Raw genomic sequence first — 20585 nt, forward strand, 5'->3', positions numbered from 1 at the left:
CTGAATCCGGCCGCGAGAATGAGAGGATCGATGCATGACTTCCACCCCGCAGCTCAGCGTCCTGGAGATCTGCGCCGGCGCTGGCGGACAGTCCTCCGGTTTGGAGATGGCCGGGTTCGGCCATGCGCTCGCCGTGGAGATCGACAAGGACGCCGCCGCCACGCTCCAGCTGAACCGTCCCTCCTGGGACGTTCACGAAGGCGACGTTCGGGAGGTCAACGGCCGCGAGTACAAGGGCGTCGACCTGCTCGCCGGAGGCGTCCCGTGCCCGCCGTTCTCCATCGCGGGCAAACAGCTCGGCGCTGACGACGAGCGCGACTTGTTCCCAGAAGCGATCCGCCTGGTCCGCGAGGCCAGGCCCGCCGCCGTTATGCTGGAGAACGTCAAGGGGCTCGCGTCGGCGCGGTTCGCCTCGTACCGGCAATCCATCTTCGAAGCCCTCGACGACATGGGCTACGACGCAGACTGGCAGCTGCTGAACGCCAGCGAGTTCGGAGTTCCGCAGTTGCGTCCCCGGTTCATCCTTGTCGCGATGAAGCGCCGCGACTTCCGTAAGTTCGAGTGGCCCCGCGCGATCAGCGCGCCGCCCACCGTCGGTTCCGCGCTGCGCCCGCTGATGGCTTCGCGGGGCTGGGCGGGCGCGGACATCTGGGCCAGCCGCGCCAACAGCATCGCCCCGACGATCGTGGGCGGCTCTCGAAAGCATGGCGGAGCGGACCTAGGCCCGACTCGCGCGAAGCAGGCCTGGCTGCAGCTCGGCGTTGACGGCAAAGGGATCGCCGACGAAGCCCCGGCCCCGGAAGCCCCGCTCGACCATATCCCGCGCCTGACGAACGACATGGCTTCACGAGTCCAGGGCTTCGCCCCGGAGTGGCGCTTCGCCGGCCGCAAGACTTCGGTGTACCGGCAGATCGGCAATGCGTTCCCGCCGCCGGTCGCGAAGGCCGTCGGCTGCTCGATCGCCGAAGCCCTTGGCGTGGCGCTCCCTGTGGCGAAGCGCGCAGGGGCGGAACTCCGCGCTGTGAGTTAGCAGCCCTCCCGGCCGCGTTTGGCCTTCTCTCGCCGCGCGATCTCTGCTCTGATACTGCCATCTGGCCAGTCGGTGAACGCGGTGAGCCGGTAGTAGCTCACAACGCGCCCGTTCTCCTTGTGCTTGCTGGTCGTGTAGTCCCACCCAAGCTCGCGAAGCTCTCGCATCCGCTTCTGCCAGTCGTCCTGGTGCTGGTGCATCGAGGCGACGACTCCGATCACTTGGGCAGGGCATTCCACGCCGGCGGCGTGGAATGCCTTGAGGAGTTCGCCGATGCGGCGGTGGGGCTCTCGATGCTCGGTCGCGGCACGGATCTGGCTCTCATAAGGGTCCATGGATGAGTAGAAAGCCTGTTTGTCGTGATTGCACTGCGCGCAGAGCGGCTGAAGGTTCTCGATGCTATCGGTTCCACCCCAGCTGTGCGGGATCTTGTGGTCGACTTCGAGCTTCACATGGTCCTCGGCCGGAGTCTTCCCGCATTGCGCGCACCGCTTGGCGCTGAGCACCTCGCCGCGCACTTTCGAGGAGATCCCAGACCTTCCTCCCTGGACCTGGTCCGCGCGTCCCTCCAAGGAGTAAACATGCGCAGCTCCCGAGCGGACCGCTGATAGCCTGAACCAACCGCGCAGTTCCCTGACACGCCGGTCCGTCTGCGCATGCGACGCGCCACGGGCTGAGGCCGCGTGTTCGCGAATCTCCACCATGGTCGGAGGACGCTCACGGCGCTCGTGCAGAAAGGCGTAGAGCGAGCGCAGATCCTCGCGGGTGAGCAGTCGCCGCAGCTCGTCGCTGTCGGGGTCCGGAATATCGGCTTCGGTCATTTCTTCGGAGCCACTGGAGCTGGAGCCGTCAGGGGCTCGCCATCTGCCGCCAGACGCCACCAAGAGCCCGAGATCTCGGTCCCGTCGGCCGAAGAAGCAGGAACAACGCGCACGCTGACGAACTCGCCGCGCTCCGGGACCGCGGAGCCGAGCGCGACCGCCAGATTTCGCTGGATGCTGTAGTCGCCGCAAAGGATCAGCAACCCCTCGGGGCGCAACGCCTCGCGGGAGCCGCCGTTATCGCGGGCTCGTTTCATGTAATCGCTCTGCTGCGCGACAGTGGCGACGATGTTCCGCGTCAGTCGGCGGTTCGTCGCCTTGCGGAACAGCTCGTTGAGCCGCTGCTGGCCGCTGCGCCCGGCCATGATCTCTTTCACCACATCGGCGGGGAGCCGGAGGAGAACGTTGGGCTGCATCGGCGCGTCCTTGAAAAGCCATGTGATCTGGGACCGGCCGTGGGCGTTGAGCCCGGTTTTCCTGTCCCGGTTCTCGCTAGCGCGGCGGTTCTCCTCGGTCGCGCGGACGACTCCGGCGCTCCAGCGAGATTGCTGGTCGTTGGCCTGCGCGACCAGGACGATCTGCTCGAAGCTCTCCCTGGGGAGCATCCAATCGCCGGTATGCGAATATTTGCAGTCCACCTCGTGCCCGGCGATCCTGAAGTCCAACACGTCCCCGTCGCCGAGTTTGAGCTCGCGCTGAAGATTGATCTCAATCAACGTGCCGAAATGGGTCTTCTCAGTCTTGAACAGCTGCTCGACGCTATATCGCCCGGTGCGTTGCCCGTCGTAGAGCTGGTCGAAAGTGGCCCGGAACACTTGTGCCATTCGCGACCCATCCGGGTCGAGGCGCAGAAGTTCCGCCACGACCTCAGAAACACCAGGGTCGGCGGGGGTCGGTGTTACCGCGCCCATGGACATCACAGCCCAAGGATATGCGTCCGGACGTATTGCGCTCCGGAGGAGGGCCGGTTGGCGCTGGAATCAGCCGTATTTGCTGTGGCGGAAGGAAAGGCGAATGTCCACGCGGCCGCACGTCCGACCAGGCGACTCGCTCGGCGGCGGACGGGCTGCCCGTCGTGCCGGGACACTGAGCGGTTGGGGCCAGATTGGGACCAATCACTTCATCTGGAAAAGGCGGACATCGCCAGATCCACCAGAGGCTTTGCGAAACCGGTTGGGGGACGCGTTAGGATACGAGAAGAGAAAATCGACCTCAAGATCACGAAAAACATGTCGTGACCTGCGTCGGGCTGACAGGATTTGAACCTGCGACCCCTTGACCCCCAGATATCGATTTAGACATTTTGGCTGCTCAAAAGCTATTTTGTCCCGTGCGCCACGTTCATGTGCGAGCGGATCGTTCAGGATCGTGCAGAGCGCGTGGTCCCCAACTGGTCCCCGGGATTTTATTTACTGGGGGGCACGGCCAGGGCTTGGGAGTTGATCTAACGTGCTTCCTGCGGTTTTGTGGCGATCGTTGGGAAAGGAAAACAGGTCCGCGTGACTGCGCCAGGCCCGAGTATCCTGCGGCTGCGCGGCGGAGTTGGCTCCCGCTGAGCTGTGCCCAGGGGAGCGGGGGATCGGCCCCACCAGGCGTTCTTGGGGCTGCGGACCTCATGTCCACCGCTATAAATGATGCGGCCTCGGCTACAGTTACCGCTGTGATTACCGGTGAGCTGAAGAGCAAGATCGACCGCATCTGGGACGCTTTCTGGTCTGGTGGTATCAGCAACCCCCTCGAAGTGATCGAGCAGCTCACCTACCTCCTGTTTATCCGCCGTCTCGACGACGTTCAAACGCTGGCCGAGAACAGAGCGCGCCACACCGGCGGCGCCATCGAGAACCCGGTGTTCTTGCCGGGCCAATCGCAGCTGCGATGGCGTGAGTTCAAGAATGCTGCACCCGTGGTGATGCACAAGATCGTCGCCGACGAGGTGTTTCCCTTCCTGCGTGCTTTGGGCGATGGCTCCACCTACAGCGAGCATATGAAGGACGCCCGCTTCACCATCCCGACACCGGCACTGCTGTCCAAGGTCGTCGACATGCTCGATGACATCCCGATGACCGACCGTGACACCAACGGAGACCTGTACGAGTACCTGCTGTCCAAGATCGCCGCCGCCGGTGTCAACGGCCAGTTCCGCACGCCGCGCCACATCATCGACCTCATGGTCAAGATGACCGACCCGCAGCCCAAGGACGAGATCTGCGATCCGGCCTGCGGCACAGCGGGGTTCCTCGTCGCCGCGAGCGAGTACATCCGCGATACGCACGCTGACGCGTTGCTCGGAGAAGAACAACGCAAGCATTTCCACAGGTCGATGTTCCACGGCTATGACTTCGACTCCACGATGCTGCGCATCGGGTCGATGAACATGCTGCAGCATGGCATCGAGGCTCCCGACATCCGATACCGCGACTCGCTCTCTGAGGGCGCGAGCGAGGACGCGGAGAAGTACACGCTGATCCTCGCCAACCCGCCCTTCGCGGGATCGCTCGACTACGAGGCCACCAGCAAAGACCTCCAGCGGGTCGTGAAGACGAAAAAGACAGAGCTGCTGTTCCTCGCGCTCTTCCTCAAACTGCTCAAGCCGGGTGGCCGGGCGGCGGTCATCGTGCCAGATGGGGTGCTGTTCGGATCGTCCAAAGCGCACAAGGCATTGCGACAAACTCTGGTCGAGGAGCAAAAGCTTGAGGCGGTGGTGAAGCTTCCCAGCGGGGTGTTCCGGCCATACGCAGGTGTGTCCACAGCGATCCTGTTCTTCACCAAGACCGATTCCGCCGACACCGGCAACGTCTGGTTCTACGATGTTCGGGCAGATGGTTTCTCTCTCGACGACAAGCGCAACCCGGTAGAATCAAACGACCTCCCAGACTTGCTCGCGCGCTGGAAGAACCTCGAGGGAGAGGAGGGGCGTTCCCGCACCGAGCAGTCGTTTTTCGTTCCTAAGGCCGATATCGTCGCGCAAAACTATGATCTGTCGATCAACAGATACAAGGAGGTCCAGCACGACGAGGTTGAACATCGCCCACCCCTAGAGATACTCGCAGACATTGAGGTGCTCGAAGACGAGATCGTCAAGGGGCTCGCTGAGTTGAAAGCGTTGCTGTCGTGAAGACTGTTGATCTAGGGTCAGTCGCGACTATCGATAGGCAAGGAGTCAACCCGGGTTCAGTTGTGCCCGAGACCCGTTATCTCGGCCTTGAACATATTGAGCAGGGTGGGCGGATCATCGGTTATGAAACTGTAGGGGGCGCACAACTTGTGAGCACGAAGTTCCGGTTCTCGCCGGAGCATGTCCTCTTCGGCAAGCTGCGCCCTAACCTCGGAAAAATCAGCCGACCGGAATTCGAAGGCGTTTGTAGCACCGACATCATTCCGATCCGTCCGGGCAAGCACCTCGATCGCAACTATCTTGCACATTTCCTGCTGCAGCCGAGTATGATCGACTATGCAGCGTCGCGCACCTCAGGGGCGAACCTGCCTCGGCTCAGCCCGGACCTGCTTGCAAAGTTTCTGATTCCACTCCCATCTCTTTCTGAGCAGCGCCGCATCGCTGCGATCCTCGACCAGGCCGATGCCCTCCGCTCCAGGCGCCGCCAAGTTCTCAACCATCTCGCCACGCTGACTGGGTCCGTATTCCACGACACGTTTGGTGGACATACTTACAAGACCCTCCGATTGGACGAGGTTGCGGCTGTCTCATCAGGAATCACAAAGGGTCGAAAAACGAATGAATCAACAACGCCAACTCCTTATCTGGCGGTTTCAAATGTGCAGGCAGGTTGCATAAAGCTCGACCTTGTGAAAGAGATTCCAGCAACAAGTGCAGAGATCCAGCGTTACGCTCTGCAAGATGGTGACCTTGTTCTTACGGAGGGGGGAGACCCCGACAAACTGGGCCGAGGCACAGTGTGGCGCAGTCAATTGGCGCTCTGCTTGCACCAGAATCACGTATTCAAGGTTCGTCCGGACAAACATATAGTACTGCCTGACTATCTGTCGGAATGTCTCGCAAGCTCCGAGTCAAGAGCTTACTTTCTTAGGAGCGCGAAGCAGACAACTGGAATCGCTTCAATAAATATGACTCAGCTCCGGGCGGCTCCAGTCCCAATGCCTCCTATGCGTGACCAACTCAGGTTCTTGGAGCGTAAGATGTCTATTGCATCCAAACACGCGGCTCTGCAGCATATAATGGCTACTCATGACGAACTCTTCGCCTCCCTCCAATCGCGCGCTTTCCGAGGGGAGCTTTGACTGATGACTGTTGAGATGAGGATGTGGCGGATTGACGGTGACCAACCGTGTCGCTTGACCACAACGGTACTTCCAAACGAAAGGGAACTGCACGAGTTCCTTGTTCGTGACCCTTCCTTGCTCGGTGAGCGTCTTCTTGTTATCGGCAGCGAGGTGCTGACCCCGTACGGTAAGAGGCTGGATCTGCTGGCGATCGACGTTGAAGGCAATCTGCATCTATTGGAACTCAAGCGTGACAAGACTCCACGTGAGGTTGTCGCACAAGTGCTTGACTACGGTACATGGGCATCAACGCTGTCGCGTGACGAGATTATCGATATTGCCGAGAAGCATCTGAGTCAGCCCTTTGAGGCAGCGTTTGAAGATGTCTTCGCGACTGCGCCGCCGGATGACCTCAACGGCGAACTGAGTCTCACAGTAGTGGCTTCCGAACTAGACAGCAGTTCAGAGCGGATTGTCACGTATCTTCGCAGTTTCGGCGTGCCGATCAACGCGGTGTTCTTCTCCTACCTTGAGGACGAAGGTCGTCGGTATCTCGCACGCTCGTGGTTCGCGGCATCCGAAGAGGAATCGACGACTGCCTCTGCTGGCAGCAAGAAGAGTAAACGCGCCACATGGAATGGGATCGACTGGTACGTCTCATTCGGTGCCAATCGGCCATGGGAGGACGCGCGAAAATTTGGATTTGTCTCTGCCGGTGGCGGAAAGTTCTATTCTCAAACTATGCGTTCCCTCCCGAAAGGTGCCCGGATTTGGGTGAACGTGCCGGACACCGGGTATGTCGGCGTGGGCAAAACATTGGGCTCGGCAGTGCGTTTCGAGGAAGCGGAATCCCATCATAATGGCGAATTGGTACCGCTCGCAGACCTAGTACTCTCAAACGCCTACCGGCATGACGGTGACACTGACGATGATGCCGAGTGGGTTGTTCCGGTCGAGTGGTTCAGCACTCGCCCCGAGTCCGAGGCATATTGGGAGAAAGGCCTGTTCGCTAACCAGCACAGCGCTTGCAAACTCCGTCAGGAGTTCACACTGGAGCGCCTTGCCGACCACTTCGGGATCGATCGCGAGGGCGCATGAGCAATTTCACCTTCGTCCGCCAGGCGCTTCCACCGATTCACGAAGACTGTGCTCGCGCGGAGTCATATCTGCACTCTGACCCTCGGTCGGCATGCTTCTACGCCCGGCGCGTGGTCGAAGAGGTCGTCGGCTACCTCTACAACGTGTTGTCGTTGCAGGCGCCGTATAGCAACAAACTCGCCGCGAAAATTGGCGACACCGCCTTTAAAGCGAAGGTGCCGCAGACCATCACGCAGAAGATGACCGTGATTCGGCATATCGGCAACGCCGCCGTGCACGAGAACCGGAAAGTCCGCCCCGATATCTCGTTGCAGGTGCTGCGGGAGTTGTTCCACATTGTCGTCTGGACCGCATACCATCATTCGCCTCTGCCTGGCGTTGTCCCGTTGCAGGCGCAATTCGACCCTAAGCTGGCGGCGCGGGCTGCGCCGCTGACGCGTGAGGAAGTGGCGCGGCTCGCGGAAAAGTTCAAAGCTCAGGACGAGGCGCATGTCAAAGCGCTGGCCGAGAAAGACGAACGCCTCGCGGCGCATAAGGCGGAGATCGCGGAGCTGAAGGCGCAAATCGCGGCCGCGCAGGCCGCAGCCAAGCCGGACGACCGCGATTACAACGAATCCGACGCGCGCGACCTGTTCATCGACGTGCTCCTCGGCGAAGCCGGATGGCCGTTGGACCAAGCACGCGACCGGGAGTTCGAAGTCAGCGGTATGCCGAACATCGGCGGCAAGGGCTTCGTCGACTATGTTCTCTGGGGGGCCGATGGCCTGCCGCTGGCAGTGGTGGAGGCCAAGCGCACGTCCAGATCGCCAGAAATCGGGCAGCAGCAGGCCAAGCTTTATGCGGATTGCCTTGAGGCGCAGTTCGGCCGCAGGCCGGTGATCTTCTACACCAACGGTTATGAGCATCGTATCTGGGACGACGCAGGTGGCTACCCGCCTCGCGAAGTGCAGGGGTTCTACACCCGGGACGAGCTGGAGCTGCTCATCCAGCGCCGACGGACCAAGCTCCCTCTCGCGACCTCGCCGGTGAACACCGCCATCGCCGGACGGACGTACCAAATCCGGGCGGTCAAGGCGGTCTGCGGGGCGTTCGACCACAAGCAGCGCGAGGCTCTGTTAGTGATGGCGACGGGAGCGGGCAAGACCCGCACCGTCATCGCGTTGGTCGACCTGCTGCAGAAAGCCAATTGGGTCAAGCGGGTGCTGTTCCTGGCCGACCGAACCGCTCTGGTAAACCAGGCCGCTAACGCCTTCAAGGCGCATCTGCCGGGTTCCACGACAGTGAACCTTGTGACTGAGAAAGCCACGGAGAAAGCCACCGAGGGCAGGGTGTTTGTCTCGACGTACCCGACGATGATGAACCTCATCGACGAGACGGAGGCCGGGCTGCGCCGCTTCGGGCCAGGCTATTTCGATCTCGTCGTGATCGACGAGGCGCATCGGTCGGTATACGCGAAGTACGGCGCGATTTTCGACTACTTCGACTCCTTGCTCGTCGGCCTCACCGCGACTCCGAAAGACGAGGTCGATCACAACACCTATCGGCTCTTCCACCTCGAGGACGGCGTTCCCACCGACGCTTACAGCCTCGACGAGGCCGTCCACGATGGGTGGCTTGTGCCGCCGAAAGGCGTCAGCGTGGGCACGAAGTTCCTGCGCTCGGGCATCAAATACGACGAGCTCACAGAAGAAGAGAAGGCCCAGTGGGACGCGCTCGACTGGGGCGAGGACGGGCCGCCCGACGAGGTCGGGGCTGAGGATCTCAACAGGTTCCTCTTCAACGAGGACACCGTCGACAAGGTCCTAGAGACGCTCATGACAAAGGGGTACAGGGTCGCGGGCGGCGACCGGCTCGGGAAGACGATCATCTTCGCCAAGAACCAGATGCACGCGGAGTTCATCGAAAAGCGCTTCAACCTCGCCTACCCGGAGCATGGCGGGCATTTCGCCCGGGTGATCACCCACGCCGCGCCATACTCGCAGTCGCTGATCGACGATTTCTCGATCAAGGACAAGGCTCCCCACATCGCGGTCAGCGTCGATATGCTCGACACCGGCATCGACGTGCCGGAGGTCGTCAACCTTGTGTTCTTTAAGCAGGTGCGATCGAAATCCAAATTCTGGCAAATGATCGGGCGCGGCACGAGGCTGTGCCCCGACCTGTTCGGCCCAGGGCGGAAGAAGGAGGATTTCTTCGTCTTCGACTTCTGCGGCAATCTAGAATACTTCAGCCAGGATCTGCCGGGCTCGGAAGGGCAGATCCAGAAGTCGCTGTCCCAGCGGCTGTTCGAGACCCGGTTGGGCTTGGTGGCGGCTCTCGGTGAGGACGAGCCCGACCTTCGCAGATCGACGGCGACCACGCTCTACGAGATCGTGGCCGGGATGAACCTGGACAACTTCGTCGTTCGGAAGCACCGCAGGGCAGTCGAGAGATTCACCCTGCCCGAAGCCTGGAAGGAGCTCACACCGGAGAGCGCCGAGACAGCCCTGACGTTGGCCGGGCTGCCGTCGTCGGTTCGCGATGACGACGAGGATGCCAAACGATTCGACCTGGTCGTGTTGCGATGCCAGTTAGCCCTGCTCAACGGCGACACTATCCTCGCAGAACAGCTCCGGGAAACCATCCAGAACGTCGCCTCCGCGCTGCTCGGGAAGACGGCAATCCTCGCAGTCGCCGAGCAAGCCGTCCTCTTGGAGTCGGTTGCTGGCGACGAGTGGTGGATTGACATCACTCTTTCGATGCTTGAATTAGTGCGGCTGCGCTTGCGCGGACTTGTGCGCTTCATCGGAAAGACGTCGCGCAATCCCGTCTACACAGATTTCGCGGACACCCTCGGCGAAAGCGTTGAAGTGCTCTTGCCTGGCATTACCCCCAGCACCAACTTCGAGCGGTTTCGCGCCAAAGCCGAGGCGTATCTCAAGGACCACCTCGACAACCTCGCACTGCAACGTCTTCGCCGCAACAGGCAGCTCACCCCGGAGGATATCAACGAGCTAGAGCACATGCTGATCGCCTCCGGGGGCCAACACGTGGACATCGTCTGGGTGGGGGAGCAAAATGGCGGCCTAGGCCTGTTCGTTCGTAACTTGGTCGGCCTCGACCGCTCTGCGGCGATCGAGGCATTCGAGCATTACCTCAACGACACCAGGTTTTCCGTCGAGCAGGTGCGCTTCGCGAGCCATATCGTCGACGAGCTCACCAAGAACGGCATCATGGAGCCGAGCCGACTCTTCGAGTGGCCGTACACAGAGTATGCGCCGACTGGCCCCGATCATCTTTTCCCCGATGAGGATGTCGAGGCCATCATCGAGATTCTGCGCCATATCAAAGAGACGGCCCTCCCCAACGAGGTTGCGTAATACAGGTCCATTGCGTGGCACCTCGCCAACGCCATCTTCGAGGAGATTGAAGCCTTCTGCAAACCTAGTCAGACGACACATCAGTCCGTGAGATTCTCTCTTCGCGGAGCACCGGGCGCTGCTCGTTGTCGCAACGAGTGTGGCATGACCACAACACAAGCTTGCCCGGGAGTCGTGGATGGCTCAGTAGCCGTCTTGGTTTTTCCTGCCCGCTCTGGTCTGTGTTTAGCTTCGTGGCTCGTCTAGCACACAGTTGCGCCGGTCAGTGGGCTAACTGGTCCCCAAACGCTCCATAAACATCGGCATGGCAGAAGGGAAAACCCTCTCCACCTGCGTCGGGCTGACAGGATTTGAACCTGCGACCCCTTGACCCCCAGTCATAACAAGCACATGCGCCGATGTTCGCCAGTGGCCGGGATCGCGAGATGAGAGCCTATTTCCGGCCATTGGCGAACAGGGGTGAAAATCAGCGAAAATAGGCCGGTTGGGGTATAGGTAGGGGTATGCAAATCCATCGTAAGCCCAGCTCTACGGCCATAATTTCAGCGCTGGTCGCAAGACTCGGCGCGCGGGGTGTCAGTATGCTTCCCCGGTGGATGCGTCTAGCTGGTCTTGCGGATTGTCGGGGCCGAGCAGATCGCCGTAGCGCTCACGAGCGCGTTGGCCGAAGCCGAACGGGTGCTTACGGCGCTCGGCTTCTTCTGTGTCCACCACTTGCACTCTGAGCTTCAGCATGTCTTGTGGGTCGATGCCGAACCGGGCGAGGGCGATGCGTAGGGCGCTTTGCGTCTTCACGGGGTCGCCTTGCCCGGTCATGAGCATGTGGTCTAAGACCATCGCGCGGGCCAGGGACAGCCATTGAGCTTCGAGCAGGCCCCGTGTCACTGGGAAGGTGGCTAACGATTCCCAGAATCGCAGTGTGCCGGGATGCCAAGGGGCTTGGTCATTCGGGCACACTTCGCCCATCACGTTTTCTAAGCGCGGCTGCGCGACAGGATGGGCCACCACCGTGCGGAATGGCACCGGATCTTTGTTCCGGCGCGCTCGAAGTTCGGGTGGTTTGATCGGACTACCGGCCATGCTTGTGTTCCTTGCGTTCGGACCATTGGTATGCAACTAGATTCATATTAGATCGTCGTGCAGACAGCGGCCAGAAGTTTGCCACGCGCGCATGAAATTCCGCCAGACTCGTACAAATCGCGAGCGTCTAAGACGATCCGGCGTAGGCCCGACCGGGGGAGGGGGTACCCCCCGGGGGTGTCGAAAAATCTACAAGCGTACAGGAACGCAGCGACTTCGCGGCCTGTAGGCAAAGTACGTGGGGGGAGTCCTACTCCCCTGGGGTATGGCGATCTCCGGCGCTGCTCACTGCCGACCGTTCGGCCAGGCCATCTCGCGCCGTGACAGGTTTTCGGATTTTGCGTTTTACGTGCAGGTTGCCGGGGTGGGGATGGACCCCAGCAGCGAACGCCCGCCGCCACGGGCCGGATAGCGCCGCGCAGAATGTACGGGTTAACGCACCCTGCTTTGCCCGATCAGGCGATGGTCAGCAGCTCCGGCGTAGCCAACGAGCTAGGCAACCTACCAGGTTTTGCTGCCGTCGTGAGACAGCACAAATCCATGGCCCTGAATGTTTTGGCAGCTCACAGATCCGTCTTCGACCACGCCACAGCTCAACTGGTCCGTAGGGGGAGCATACGCAACTCCCCACTTGAACGAGAGCTTGTGCAACGGCTGCAAAATTTGCGCTTCATCTCGCGAGCTGCCGTTTTCGAGATGCTTAACAAAAATCGTCGGGGTACCCGCTGTTTTGACCGAATACTCGCGGACAGAACCACCATCCTCGCTCAATCCTGCCGTGTCGAAGCAATGAGCCTCTGCGAGGACAGAGACCATCCCACAGTAAAACCCGTCCTCGGAACGAAAGGAAATCCCGCAATGCGATGGTCCTCCAGGAGTATCGGAACACCGAGTGTACTCCTGGACGTCTGACGCTTCGTATGACTTGAGGTCCGGCACGGACGGTTCTGCCGACGCGATCTGCTCGCCTGTCGCGATGATAGACCACGCCGTGATCAAGGCTTTCTGGATCAAGCTCATGCCTCGCATCTTAACCTCGCTGCCTGTGTGTTCACTGTTGCGGCCGAAATCGCCACTCGCCTACCCCGTACGGCTCGCCGTTCGGGTCTTCGGCCTCATTGAAGTAGCTGACCCCAAACCGGAGGTCATCCGGGGTCGAGTCGGGCAGAACGTACCCTCCGTAAGCGCGACCAGCGCCTGGCGGACTGGGATAGTCGCCCGTTTGGGCGATATCCACGAACTGTGCCTGCGCGCCCGCGAAACTCCCCGGATCGTCTGAAATCCTGACATGCACACCATTGCCGAGCGCATCATCATTCATATACGAGAGCACCCATTGGTCTCCTACACGCGACATTTGCGGCGTGCCGCCGCCCTCGCCCGTGATCGGCTCGCCCACCGCGTATTGACCCCAACTCGACCGGTCGGTGATCTTGTCCGCAGGAATCTCATAGAGCTGCACCGGACCGTTATTATTCTCCGTCGCCGCGACGTACACCGTGTCACCGATCTGCTGCCCCGTAGCGTAGCTATAGCAGGGATGCCCGTCCTTTACATCAATGCTCCCACTGACGCTCTGCCAGTTCCCTTCAGCGCCACCGATCTGCACCATATGCGAGGACTTCGGCACGAATGGTTCTCCGCTATCGCCACTAACATCCACATTGGCGACCGTCAGCAGCTGACGACCGTCCGACATCGTGATCACGCCACTCGGGTAGTAGTTGTGCTTGTCCTCCAACGCATGGTCAGCTAGGAGCTTGTCGGCACCCCATCCAGCGATGCCGGTGACCTTCACGCCGTCCGGGGTGTTCTCTACCGTTGCCGCGACGATCCCGCCCTTGTATCCGCCCTGTTCTCCCGGCTTGTTGCAGTCCCCGAACAGCATGACCGGGGTGCCATCTGCGAGCTTGGCGGGGATGCCGAGGTCAGCGCCCTTTATGCCAGCGTGTCCCGCGGGGTCGCGAGTGGAGGCTATATCTCTGACGAACTGGGTTGTTCCGGGGTCCAGGGGGTCGAGTTGGTCTTTCAGGTTGACCGGCATGGCTGCTTCGGTCGCGCCGCTGAGGAGGTCTTTTCCTTGGGCGAGGTCGTCGTTCATGGTTTGTTCGGCTTCGAGAGCAGCGGCGTGCAGCTCGTCTGTGCCCTGGTACTGCTCGGCGGATTCGCGGATGGCCTCGGCGTGGGCGTGCATACCTGCCGCTGTCTCCATGTTGTTCATGCACTGGTTCGTCATCGCCGCCATGTAGGACGCGGTGAACGGCGCTCCGATAGGCCCGAGGCCCTGCGACATGGACGACATCACCGTGCCGTCCTGCAACGCCGCGAGCATGGGCGCGGTCTGCGCCTCTAGCTCAGCAGCCATCGCGTCGATCCGCTCGGCGTACGAGAGCATGACCTCATAGTCCGCGCCCATCGTCTGAGTCATGATTCTTCAAACCTCGCGTGTGAACTGTGCGACCGCATATGCGCGGGCCTCCGTCGAGCCAGGAACGCCGCGTGCTGGCGTTCATCCTATGACACCGCGCCCATCTGCGCGGTGCTATCGAGAGATTTTAAGTCTATTCGCTTGACGAATGACACAACGGGGGTGGCAAAACCAACATGGGCACATGTCAGCGACCCAGCCGAGCGCAGGCCGGTGAGCCGAAGAGTCCTGCGCGGCTTCGATCCCGAAGCGCTTAAAGCCGCGCGTGAAGAGCGGAAGATCACGGTGCAAGACCTCGCGCGCTGCGCGGGGGTCACGTACACGACCGTATGGACATGGGAGAACGGCAAGCACGCCCCGAACATCGACACTCTCGTGAAAGTCGCCGCATACTTAGAGATTCCTGTCGCTCAGCTCGTGAGCATCCCCGAGGGCACCGAAACTCTGGGCGACCTGCGAGTCTTGGCTGGTCTCACACAGCCCCAGCTCGCGAAGGCAGCCGGGATCACCACCACCGTGTTATCGAAGCTCGAACGCGGCGAAACGCCGATCGCCGACACCAGGGCCAAAGCCCTAGCCCCCCATCTCGGGGTGAGCGCCAACGAGGTCGCAGCCGCGTGGCAACGGGCACGCGACCGCCCACCGGGAGCACCGGCATAGAGCCTCGCCGAAAATCTTTGGATTCGTTCGGGATCGAAGCATCTGTACCATCTGTGACTCGGGTCACAAGTAAGTTTCGCGACTCTGAAAAGTGGGGAATTCCCCACTTTTTCGCGGCAACGGTGTGAAGTGGTTCTAGCAGTCGGGGGATACTGCCACAGGGCCGAGCGTGGTGCCGATGTATGGGCGAGGGGAGTATCGAGAGGTTCAAGCGGAAGTCTGTCCAGCGGCTTCGCGCATCGCCTTGTAGTACTCGGTTTGCTCGCGATGCGTGATCGGTTTGCATCCGTGACAGATGCCGCGCGGCTTGGCGATGGGGTGCAAGATCTCTCGTTTGCATTCCTGGCAGTAGACGGGCTGGTTGTTCGTCGGTTCTGACTCCTTGGCCGAAGGTGTCATCGAAGACATCGAAGATGTCAGGTTTTCAGAAGGTGATGTCTTTGATGTCTTCGTGATGTCTTCGGCGGTATCGTCGCTGATCGCCCATACCCATCCTGAGCCGAACCCGGATTTACGCGAGATGATCCACGGCTTTCGGCATCGGGCTCGGGCGTTCTTCAGCTCGGTTTCGTTGAACCCTGCTGCGCGGCCCGCTTTGAGCACATCGGCCACAAGTGCTTCGCCGCCGCGCTCAGGGGCGAGCAGATGATCTTTGAGGAAGTCTTGCGCGGCGTTGCCCGAGGACTCGACCGGCTGCGTGCCGGATCGTAGAATCTCGTGGACGGTGCGCTCGGATTCCCCGGTGAGCTCCAACCGGCAGGTGATCGCCTCGCCCTTGCCCGTGTCGATGACGACGGGATTGATGGCGTAGCCCAGGGACGGCAGATCGTCGCGCCCGAGGCTGTTCTTCACCTGGGTCATGACCCGCTCCCCGTTCTCGGTGTCTCTGGCGAAGCCGAGCACCGAGCGGGGAACGTTCTTGAACGCGCCTGAGCCGGTGATGAGAGAAGCCGCGTCCGTGTTCGTGGACTTGTTGTAATGGGCGATGCCGAGGATGACCGCCCCGGTGCGGTCTGCGATCTTCGCCAGCGGGTCCAATGCGGTGCGCACGTCCCGCTCCCGGTGGGTGTCCACGCGCTCTGAGATCACGGACATGAGCGGATCGAGCACTATCAGTCCCACGTCTTCGGCCAAGATCGTGCGCTCTAAAAGGTCGTTGTCCACTGGCAAGGACAGGGGTGTCTCTTCGTCGTCGAACACGACCACGCCGAACTGTCCGACTCGGGAGAGGTCCGCGCCCGCCGCGATGAGCCGAGGTACGAGGGTGTGCTTCCATGAGTCCTCAGCGGCCACGTACAGCACTTTGCGTTTGCGGCCGATCCACGCCCCTTCCAACTCGCCGGTGGTGATCTTGGACGCGAGCCAGATGCCGAATGAGGATTTGCCGGTGCCCTCACGGCCAGCGGCCACGCACAGCGACCCTGCCGGTATGCGACCGTCTGCGCCTTCGCCCCAGGCCCATACCACCGGCTCGGGCTTGATCTGGTCTGCCCATGTCACTTTCGCCCGACGCGCGGAACGGCGCTCTTCGTTTTCCGGCAGCTCGCACGGCTCGAAATCATCGAGCCCGTGGCCCGCCGTGATGTGGTCCGCCGCGTCTTTGCCTTCTTTCGCCTGGACGATACGCACGCTTTTGACACCAATCTCAATGGTGAGGATGTCCCGCACGGTGGCGGCGTGCTTGCGACCTACATCGTCATCGTCGGCTACGATCACCACGTCACCGCCTCGCAAGGGTGACCAGTCGAAGCGCTTGGCCTTGCCCGCTCCCATCGGTGAGCACGTCGCGGTGCCGCCGATCAGCTCAACAGCGTGGACGTCGTTCTCGCCCTCGACCACGTAAATCGTCTCGCCACGGGCTACAGCGGAACGCACTTCATCGACACGGTAAAGGCTGTCGCCTTTCCGATAGCCTCGTTGCTCGAACTTTTTATCCACCGAGCGGAGCACCGTGCGCCCATCCGGGTATTGGTACTCCGACCCGCTCGGACTGTCGAACAAATCTGCCATCGTCAAGCCCACGGACGCAAGGACTTCATCAAGGGTCTCGCCCGCGTGCGAATAGACCAAAGTGCGATCATGCCCGTTGTGGGTGATCGAGATCGACCGGTCACGCCCGGAATGATCCGGGCCTTGTGCCTGCGCCCTGCCGTGCCCTCGCGTCGTCACAATGAGGCCAGCGTCTTGGAAAGCGCCTACGACGCGCTCATATGACTTCACGGGCGGCCTCCCGTCAAATCGATGACCTCGACCGGGCAACCAGCGTCCGCCGCATAGTGCAAGACCGCCGTGAGCTTTGAGTAGTCGCCGCAATACGCCGCTGCTTCTTTCAGGCGGCGGTAGGTCTGCTTGCACCAATTCGCAGGCCACGGGTTCGGAGCATTCTTGACCTCTTCCACAGGCACGCCGCTCAGCAGTGAGACAGCGCCCCAGGACAGCCATTCTTTCCCATCAGGGGAGAGCTTGACGAGCACGTCGTCTGTGTCGATATCGCGGTCACGCGCAATCGGTGGCATCATAGAATCACCAGAGCCTTTCAGCAGAGTTGTTCGGACTGGTCGGGACGCTTCCGCCCCGGTGTTGGTGCACCGGGACCACGCGGAAGCGTCCTTCTTTCTCGATCAAGTTCATGCCATGCTCCCGCTGGCGGTGGCCGCAAGCCGCTCTATGTAGGCGTTGATGCTGTTCGCAGTGATGAAGCCGCGCCGCCCAATGTTGACTTTGGTGATCTCGCCTTGCTTGACCAGCTCATAAACGGTGGTTGTCGAGATTCCTCCAAGTGCCGTTCTAGCAGCTTGGATCGGATACAGCCGTTGCGAGGCCGCGTCCTGCATGGTTACCTCCTGTGATCGTCGGAGTCAGCGTGCGTTCGTGCTGACATTGACATCCTTTCACAAAAGTGACATACTTTTCCATGTCAGTAGAGCGCGGGTTTGTGGCATAGGCGAAAGGGCGAACATGTCCCCAAGATTCTTCCGCTTCCAGTACGAAGTGGATCTCGACTTTGGCACCGCCTACTACAACATCGTGGCAGAACGGGTCAGGATTGGGGACCGGGCCATCCCCCCGGAGATACTGGTGGACTTCCCAGGTGGCGACAACCAGCCTTCGTTGTTCATGAAAATCATCGTGCGGAACGGAATGCCGATCTGTTCCGAGTTACAGTTCGTGGCCAAACAAGACGGCCCAGAGGTGCGACCCAAAGACCTCCGCAGCGTCAACCTCGATCATTGGATCGAAGTAATCGTGGGTGCATGCTCTAGTAGGTGGCTGGGCGATGGCCATTATGGGCAGGACCATAATTATGAGCAGGGGATTAACGAGGTACGTCGGGCGCGCAAGCAATCTCACCGGACGATGAAGCCGGACCTCTTGAAGCAAGTGGCCGAAATCTACCGCGAGCACTTCGACACCGGCCCGGTCCAAGCCATTCAGCGGGCATTCGGCGTGTCCGAACGCACCGCCGCGAGGTACGTGCAGCTCTGCCGTCGAGACGGACTGCTGCCGCCCACGACGAAAGGAAAGAAGCAAAAGTGAGCAAGCGGGCGAACGGCGAAGGCACCGTACGGCAGCGGCCTAACGGGCTGTGGGAAGCACGATTGGCCTACCTCGATCCGAAGACGGGCCAGCGTAAGCGGACGTCGTTCTACGCCGACACGGCCAAGGCCGCGCGGGAAAAGCTCAAGAACGCGCGCGAGCGGCTGGACAAAGGAGCGCCGCCCACGGACGCGAAAGCCTCCGTCAAAGAGTGGATGGCGCATTGGCGCGCGACCACGCTGCAAGCGTCCGACCGCAAGGCCAACACCATCGAGCTCTACGAGCGGCTGTCCATCCACCACATCGAGACGGGCAAGTTCGGGACGCTGACCCTGGACAAGCTCAAGCCGAGCCATATCGAAGCCCTCATCGTCCACTTGAAGAACGCTGGCAAGGCTCAGACCGGAGACGATGGCAAGAAAAACCTTGTGGGCCTTGCCGAGTCCACCGTCCGCACCACGTACACGGTGCTGCGCTCAGCGCTGGACACCGCAGTGCGGGACGGACTGCTCGCAGAGAACCCGGCGACCAAGGTCAAGCGCCCGAAAGTCGAGCGCAAAGAGGCCGTGCATTTCGAGGCCGCAGACCTCGCGAAGATCTTGAAAGCCGCAGACTCGTCGCGCTACCACACGACTCTGTTGCTCATCGCGGCCAGTGGGATACGGCGAGGCGAAGCGGCTGGCCTGCGCTGGTCGGATGTCGAGCTGAAAGAGCAGGACGGCAAGTTCACCGTTCGTAAGACCGCAGCGCGCATCGGCGGCGAGCTGGTCTTGACCGATCCGAAGACGAAGACCTCGCGTCGGACTATCCCGCTTTCGCAAGGCATGGTCACAGCTTTGAAAGCCCATCGAAAGAGGCAGCTTGAGGAGCGCTTGCGGGCTGGCGACCAGTGGAAAGACAACGGCATGGTGTTCACGACCGAGTTCGGAACGATAGTCGATCCGCGCAACCTGCTGCGCGTGGTGAAAGCCGCCGCCAAGAAGGCCGGTATCGAGAAGGCGAACGTTCACGCGGTGCGGCACTCGGCGGCGATGGCGTGGCTTGAGAGCGGAGTCCACATCAAAGCGGTGGCCGATCTGCTCGGGCACAGCTCCATCGCGATCACCGGGGACATCTACGGCCACACATCCGACCAGGCGGCGCGTTCGGCGGTGGACGGGCTCTCTGCCGTGCTGGGAATTTGAGCGATGGGGACCATTTGGGGACCAGGCCGACGCACTGGCGGACTGGCAAGCGCGGCGCTCACCAGCGGCTCCGCGAAGCTGGTTGGGGTATGCGTTGGGGTACGAGAGGGAAAATCCGACCTCAAGATCACGAAAGACACCTCGTGACCTGCGTCGGGCTGACAGGATTTGAACCTGCGACCCCTTGACCCCCAGTCAAGTGCGCTACCAAACTGCGCCACAGCCCGTGTCGGGCGGAAACTGCGCCCGAGCAGGGATACTCTACCAGAGCGTGGGGGCGAGAACCTAACCGGCTGCGGTCGGGATGGGTCGTGTTCGGATCAGTCCTGCAGATCGGGCTGCTCGTGGACGATGCGGTCGAAGAGGGGCTGGAATTGGAACCAGCCCGCGTACTCGGAGCCGACCTGGCCGTGGGTGACGGCGGCGCTGTCGGGGGTGATTTCGACGAGCGGGCCTGCGGCCATGGCGGCGAGCTGGGCCTGGGCGGATCGCTCCATGGTCATGAACCACCAGACGGCGGAGTCGACGGTCTGGCCGACGGTGAGCAGGCCGTGGTTGCGCAGGATGACGGCTTTGTTGTCGCCGAGGGCGTGGGCGATGCGTTTGCCTTCTTCGGTGTCGAGCACGACGCCGGTGTAGTCGTCGAAGACGGCGTGGTCTTGGTAGAAGGCGCAGACGTCTTGGGTGATGGGGTAGAGGGGCACGCGGAGCGCGGAGAGCGATTTCCCGTAGACGGAGTGGCTGTGCGCGGCGGCGGTGGCGTCGGGGCGGGCTTGGTGGATCTGGGAGTGGATGGCGAAGGCGGCGCGGTTGACCGGGCGGTCGCCCTCGACGACGTTGCCCTCGTGGTCGACTCGGATGAGGTCGCTGGCTTTGATGAGAGAGAAGTGCAGGCTGAAGGGGTTGACCCAGAAGGTGTCTGGGAATTCGGGGTCGCGGGCGGTGATGTGCCCGGCGACGCCTTCGTCGAAGCCCGCTTTGGAGAAGAGGCGGAACCCGGCGGCGAGGCGGACTTTCCGGTGCTGGCGCTCGTCTTCGGGGTTGTCGAAAACGGGCGGGGCGAATGTCCGGCCAGGTCCGGCGACGGCGGCGCTCATGGCGGCTCCTCTCAAACGAGTCTCGGCTCCAGGCCGGTCCTTCCAGGATACA

At 61.4% G+C, this 20585-nt stretch carries 17 protein-coding genes and 1 tRNA gene; 8 read left to right on the top strand and 10 right to left on the bottom strand.

Going from position 1 to position 20585, the window contains the following annotated elements; translation table 11 throughout:
* Positions 1–34 precede the first annotated feature (34 nt).
* Complete coding sequence (locus HMPREF9336_RS15020) at positions 35–1030, top strand: DNA cytosine methyltransferase (RefSeq protein WP_007468506.1); 996 nt, start codon at positions 35–37, stop codon at positions 1028–1030.
* Here the strand turns inward: HMPREF9336_RS15020 and HMPREF9336_RS15025 are convergent.
* Together HMPREF9336_RS15025 and HMPREF9336_RS15030 are read right to left on the bottom strand one after the other, a co-directional pair.
* Positions 1027–1851 (bottom strand): HNH endonuclease, encoded by an 825-nt coding sequence (locus HMPREF9336_RS15025; protein WP_007468508.1) that lies wholly within the window; start codon positions 1849–1851, stop codon positions 1027–1029. The genes HMPREF9336_RS15020 and HMPREF9336_RS15025 overlap by 4 nt on opposite strands.
* Complete coding sequence (locus HMPREF9336_RS15030) at positions 1848–2768, bottom strand: NaeI family type II restriction endonuclease (protein ID WP_007468510.1); 921 nt, start codon at positions 2766–2768, stop codon at positions 1848–1850. The genes HMPREF9336_RS15025 and HMPREF9336_RS15030 overlap by 4 nt, the downstream gene beginning before the upstream one ends.
* A 743-nt stretch (positions 2769–3511) precedes the next feature.
* Here HMPREF9336_RS15030 and HMPREF9336_RS15035 point away from each other — a divergent pair.
* The 4 genes from HMPREF9336_RS15035 to HMPREF9336_RS15055 all read left to right on the top strand — a co-directional run bounded on the left by HMPREF9336_RS15035 (position 3512) and on the right by HMPREF9336_RS15055 (position 10547).
* Positions 3512–4966 (top strand): type I restriction-modification system subunit M, encoded by a 1455-nt coding sequence (locus HMPREF9336_RS15035; protein ID WP_007468512.1) that lies wholly within the window; start codon positions 3512–3514, stop codon positions 4964–4966.
* Between the two features lie 62 nt (positions 4967–5028).
* Complete coding sequence (locus HMPREF9336_RS18100) at positions 5029–6108, top strand: restriction endonuclease subunit S (protein ID WP_169727324.1); 1080 nt, start codon at positions 5029–5031, stop codon at positions 6106–6108.
* Positions 6109–6111: 3 nt separating this feature from the next.
* The gene (locus tag HMPREF9336_RS15050) at positions 6112–7188 is read left to right on the top strand and encodes a PDDEXK family nuclease (RefSeq protein ID WP_021030806.1); all 1077 of its coding nucleotides are present in this window, start codon (positions 6112–6114) and stop codon (positions 7186–7188) included.
* The gene (locus HMPREF9336_RS15055; RefSeq protein WP_007468518.1) at positions 7185–10547 is read left to right on the top strand and encodes a DEAD/DEAH box helicase family protein; all 3363 of its coding nucleotides are present in this window, start codon (positions 7185–7187) and stop codon (positions 10545–10547) included. The genes HMPREF9336_RS15050 and HMPREF9336_RS15055 overlap by 4 nt, the downstream gene beginning before the upstream one ends.
* 576 nt (positions 10548–11123) lie before the next feature.
* Here the strand turns inward: HMPREF9336_RS15055 and HMPREF9336_RS18560 are convergent.
* The 3 genes from HMPREF9336_RS18560 to HMPREF9336_RS15065 all read right to left on the bottom strand — a co-directional run bounded on the left by HMPREF9336_RS18560 (position 11124) and on the right by HMPREF9336_RS15065 (position 14055).
* Complete coding sequence (locus tag HMPREF9336_RS18560) at positions 11124–11627, bottom strand: phage terminase small subunit (RefSeq protein WP_021030807.1); 504 nt, start codon at positions 11625–11627, stop codon at positions 11124–11126.
* Between the two features lie 501 nt (positions 11628–12128).
* Positions 12129–12647 (bottom strand): hypothetical protein, encoded by a 519-nt coding sequence (locus HMPREF9336_RS18565; protein WP_156920431.1) that lies wholly within the window; start codon positions 12645–12647, stop codon positions 12129–12131.
* A 31-nt stretch (positions 12648–12678) separates the two neighbouring features.
* Entirely contained in the window at positions 12679–14055 is a 1377-nt protein-coding gene (locus HMPREF9336_RS15065) for a DUF4185 domain-containing protein (RefSeq protein ID WP_007468522.1), read from the bottom strand.
* A 213-nt stretch (positions 14056–14268) separates the two neighbouring features.
* Between HMPREF9336_RS15065 and HMPREF9336_RS15070 the strand changes: the two genes are divergently transcribed.
* Positions 14269–14715, top strand: coding sequence for a helix-turn-helix transcriptional regulator (locus tag HMPREF9336_RS15070; RefSeq protein WP_007468525.1), 447 nt, complete (start codon positions 14269–14271; stop codon positions 14713–14715).
* A 207-nt stretch (positions 14716–14922) separates the two neighbouring features.
* Here the strand turns inward: HMPREF9336_RS15070 and HMPREF9336_RS15075 are convergent, their stop codons facing one another.
* The 3 genes from HMPREF9336_RS15075 to HMPREF9336_RS15085 form a co-directional block, all read right to left on the bottom strand.
* A complete protein-coding gene (locus HMPREF9336_RS15075) occupies positions 14923–16665 on the bottom strand; it encodes an AAA family ATPase (RefSeq protein ID WP_169727325.1) in 1743 nt (580 codons plus the stop codon).
* A 266-nt stretch (positions 16666–16931) separates the two neighbouring features.
* Positions 16932–17234: a hypothetical protein gene (locus HMPREF9336_RS18730; protein WP_007468529.1), complete on the bottom strand. Its 303-nt coding sequence runs from the start codon at positions 17232–17234 to the stop codon at positions 16932–16934.
* A 108-nt stretch (positions 17235–17342) separates the two neighbouring features.
* A complete protein-coding gene (locus HMPREF9336_RS15085; protein WP_007468531.1) occupies positions 17343–17549 on the bottom strand; it encodes a helix-turn-helix domain-containing protein in 207 nt (68 codons plus the stop codon).
* Between the two features lie 124 nt (positions 17550–17673).
* Between HMPREF9336_RS15085 and HMPREF9336_RS15090 the strand changes: the two genes are divergently transcribed.
* Together HMPREF9336_RS15090 and HMPREF9336_RS15095 are read left to right on the top strand one after the other, a co-directional pair.
* On the top strand, positions 17674–18252 hold the full coding sequence (locus HMPREF9336_RS15090) for a Fic family protein (protein WP_021030811.1): 579 nt from the start codon (positions 17674–17676) through the stop codon (positions 18250–18252).
* Positions 18249–19436 carry a tyrosine-type recombinase/integrase gene (locus HMPREF9336_RS15095; protein WP_007468534.1) on the top strand — a complete coding sequence of 396 codons (1188 nt, stop codon included), beginning with the start codon at positions 18249–18251 and terminating at the stop codon, positions 19434–19436. Before HMPREF9336_RS15090 ends, HMPREF9336_RS15095 begins: the two co-directional genes overlap by 4 nt.
* A gap of 153 nt (positions 19437–19589) precedes the next feature.
* Here the strand turns inward: HMPREF9336_RS15095 and HMPREF9336_RS15100 are convergent.
* Positions 19590–19663 (bottom strand) — tRNA-Pro (locus HMPREF9336_RS15100).
* Positions 19664–19756: 93 nt separating this feature from the next.
* Positions 19757–20533, bottom strand: a complete 777-nt coding sequence (locus tag HMPREF9336_RS15105) for a class II aldolase/adducin family protein (RefSeq protein ID WP_007468537.1) — start codon at positions 20531–20533, stop codon at positions 19757–19759.
* Positions 20534–20585 lie beyond the last annotated feature (52 nt).

Origin of the sequence: Segniliparus rugosus ATCC BAA-974 (genome assembly GCF_000185725.2) — a bacterium.
GTDB classification, from domain to species: domain Bacteria; phylum Actinomycetota; class Actinomycetes; order Mycobacteriales; family Mycobacteriaceae; genus Segniliparus; species Segniliparus rugosus.

What these genes read in the sequence shown, in the direction of transcription:
- HMPREF9336_RS18565 (WP_156920431.1), bottom strand. Translation starts at nt 12,647, where the DNA reads ATGAGCTTGATCCAGAAAGCCTTGATCACGGCGTGGTCTATCATCGCG.
- HMPREF9336_RS15030 (WP_007468510.1), bottom strand. Translation starts at nt 2,768, where the DNA reads ATGTCCATGGGCGCGGTAACACCGACCCCCGCCGACCCTGGTGTTTCT.
- HMPREF9336_RS15090 (WP_021030811.1), top strand. Translation starts at nt 17,674, where the DNA reads ATGTCCCCAAGATTCTTCCGCTTCCAGTACGAAGTGGATCTCGACTTT.
- HMPREF9336_RS15020 (WP_007468506.1), top strand. Translation starts at nt 35, where the DNA reads ATGACTTCCACCCCGCAGCTCAGCGTCCTGGAGATCTGCGCCGGCGCT.
- HMPREF9336_RS15085 (WP_007468531.1), bottom strand. Translation starts at nt 17,549, where the DNA reads ATGCAGGACGCGGCCTCGCAACGGCTGTATCCGATCCAAGCTGCTAGA.
- HMPREF9336_RS15105 (WP_007468537.1), bottom strand. Translation starts at nt 20,533, where the DNA reads ATGAGCGCCGCCGTCGCCGGACCTGGCCGGACATTCGCCCCGCCCGTT.
- HMPREF9336_RS15050 (WP_021030806.1), top strand. Translation starts at nt 6,112, where the DNA reads ATGACTGTTGAGATGAGGATGTGGCGGATTGACGGTGACCAACCGTGT.
- HMPREF9336_RS18730 (WP_007468529.1), bottom strand. Translation starts at nt 17,234, where the DNA reads ATGATGCCACCGATTGCGCGTGACCGCGATATCGACACAGACGACGTG.
- HMPREF9336_RS15055 (WP_007468518.1), top strand. Translation starts at nt 7,185, where the DNA reads ATGAGCAATTTCACCTTCGTCCGCCAGGCGCTTCCACCGATTCACGAA.
- HMPREF9336_RS18560 (WP_021030807.1), bottom strand. Translation starts at nt 11,627, where the DNA reads ATGGCCGGTAGTCCGATCAAACCACCCGAACTTCGAGCGCGCCGGAAC.
- HMPREF9336_RS15025 (WP_007468508.1), bottom strand. Translation starts at nt 1,851, where the DNA reads ATGACCGAAGCCGATATTCCGGACCCCGACAGCGACGAGCTGCGGCGA.
- HMPREF9336_RS15065 (WP_007468522.1), bottom strand. Translation starts at nt 14,055, where the DNA reads ATGACTCAGACGATGGGCGCGGACTATGAGGTCATGCTCTCGTACGCC.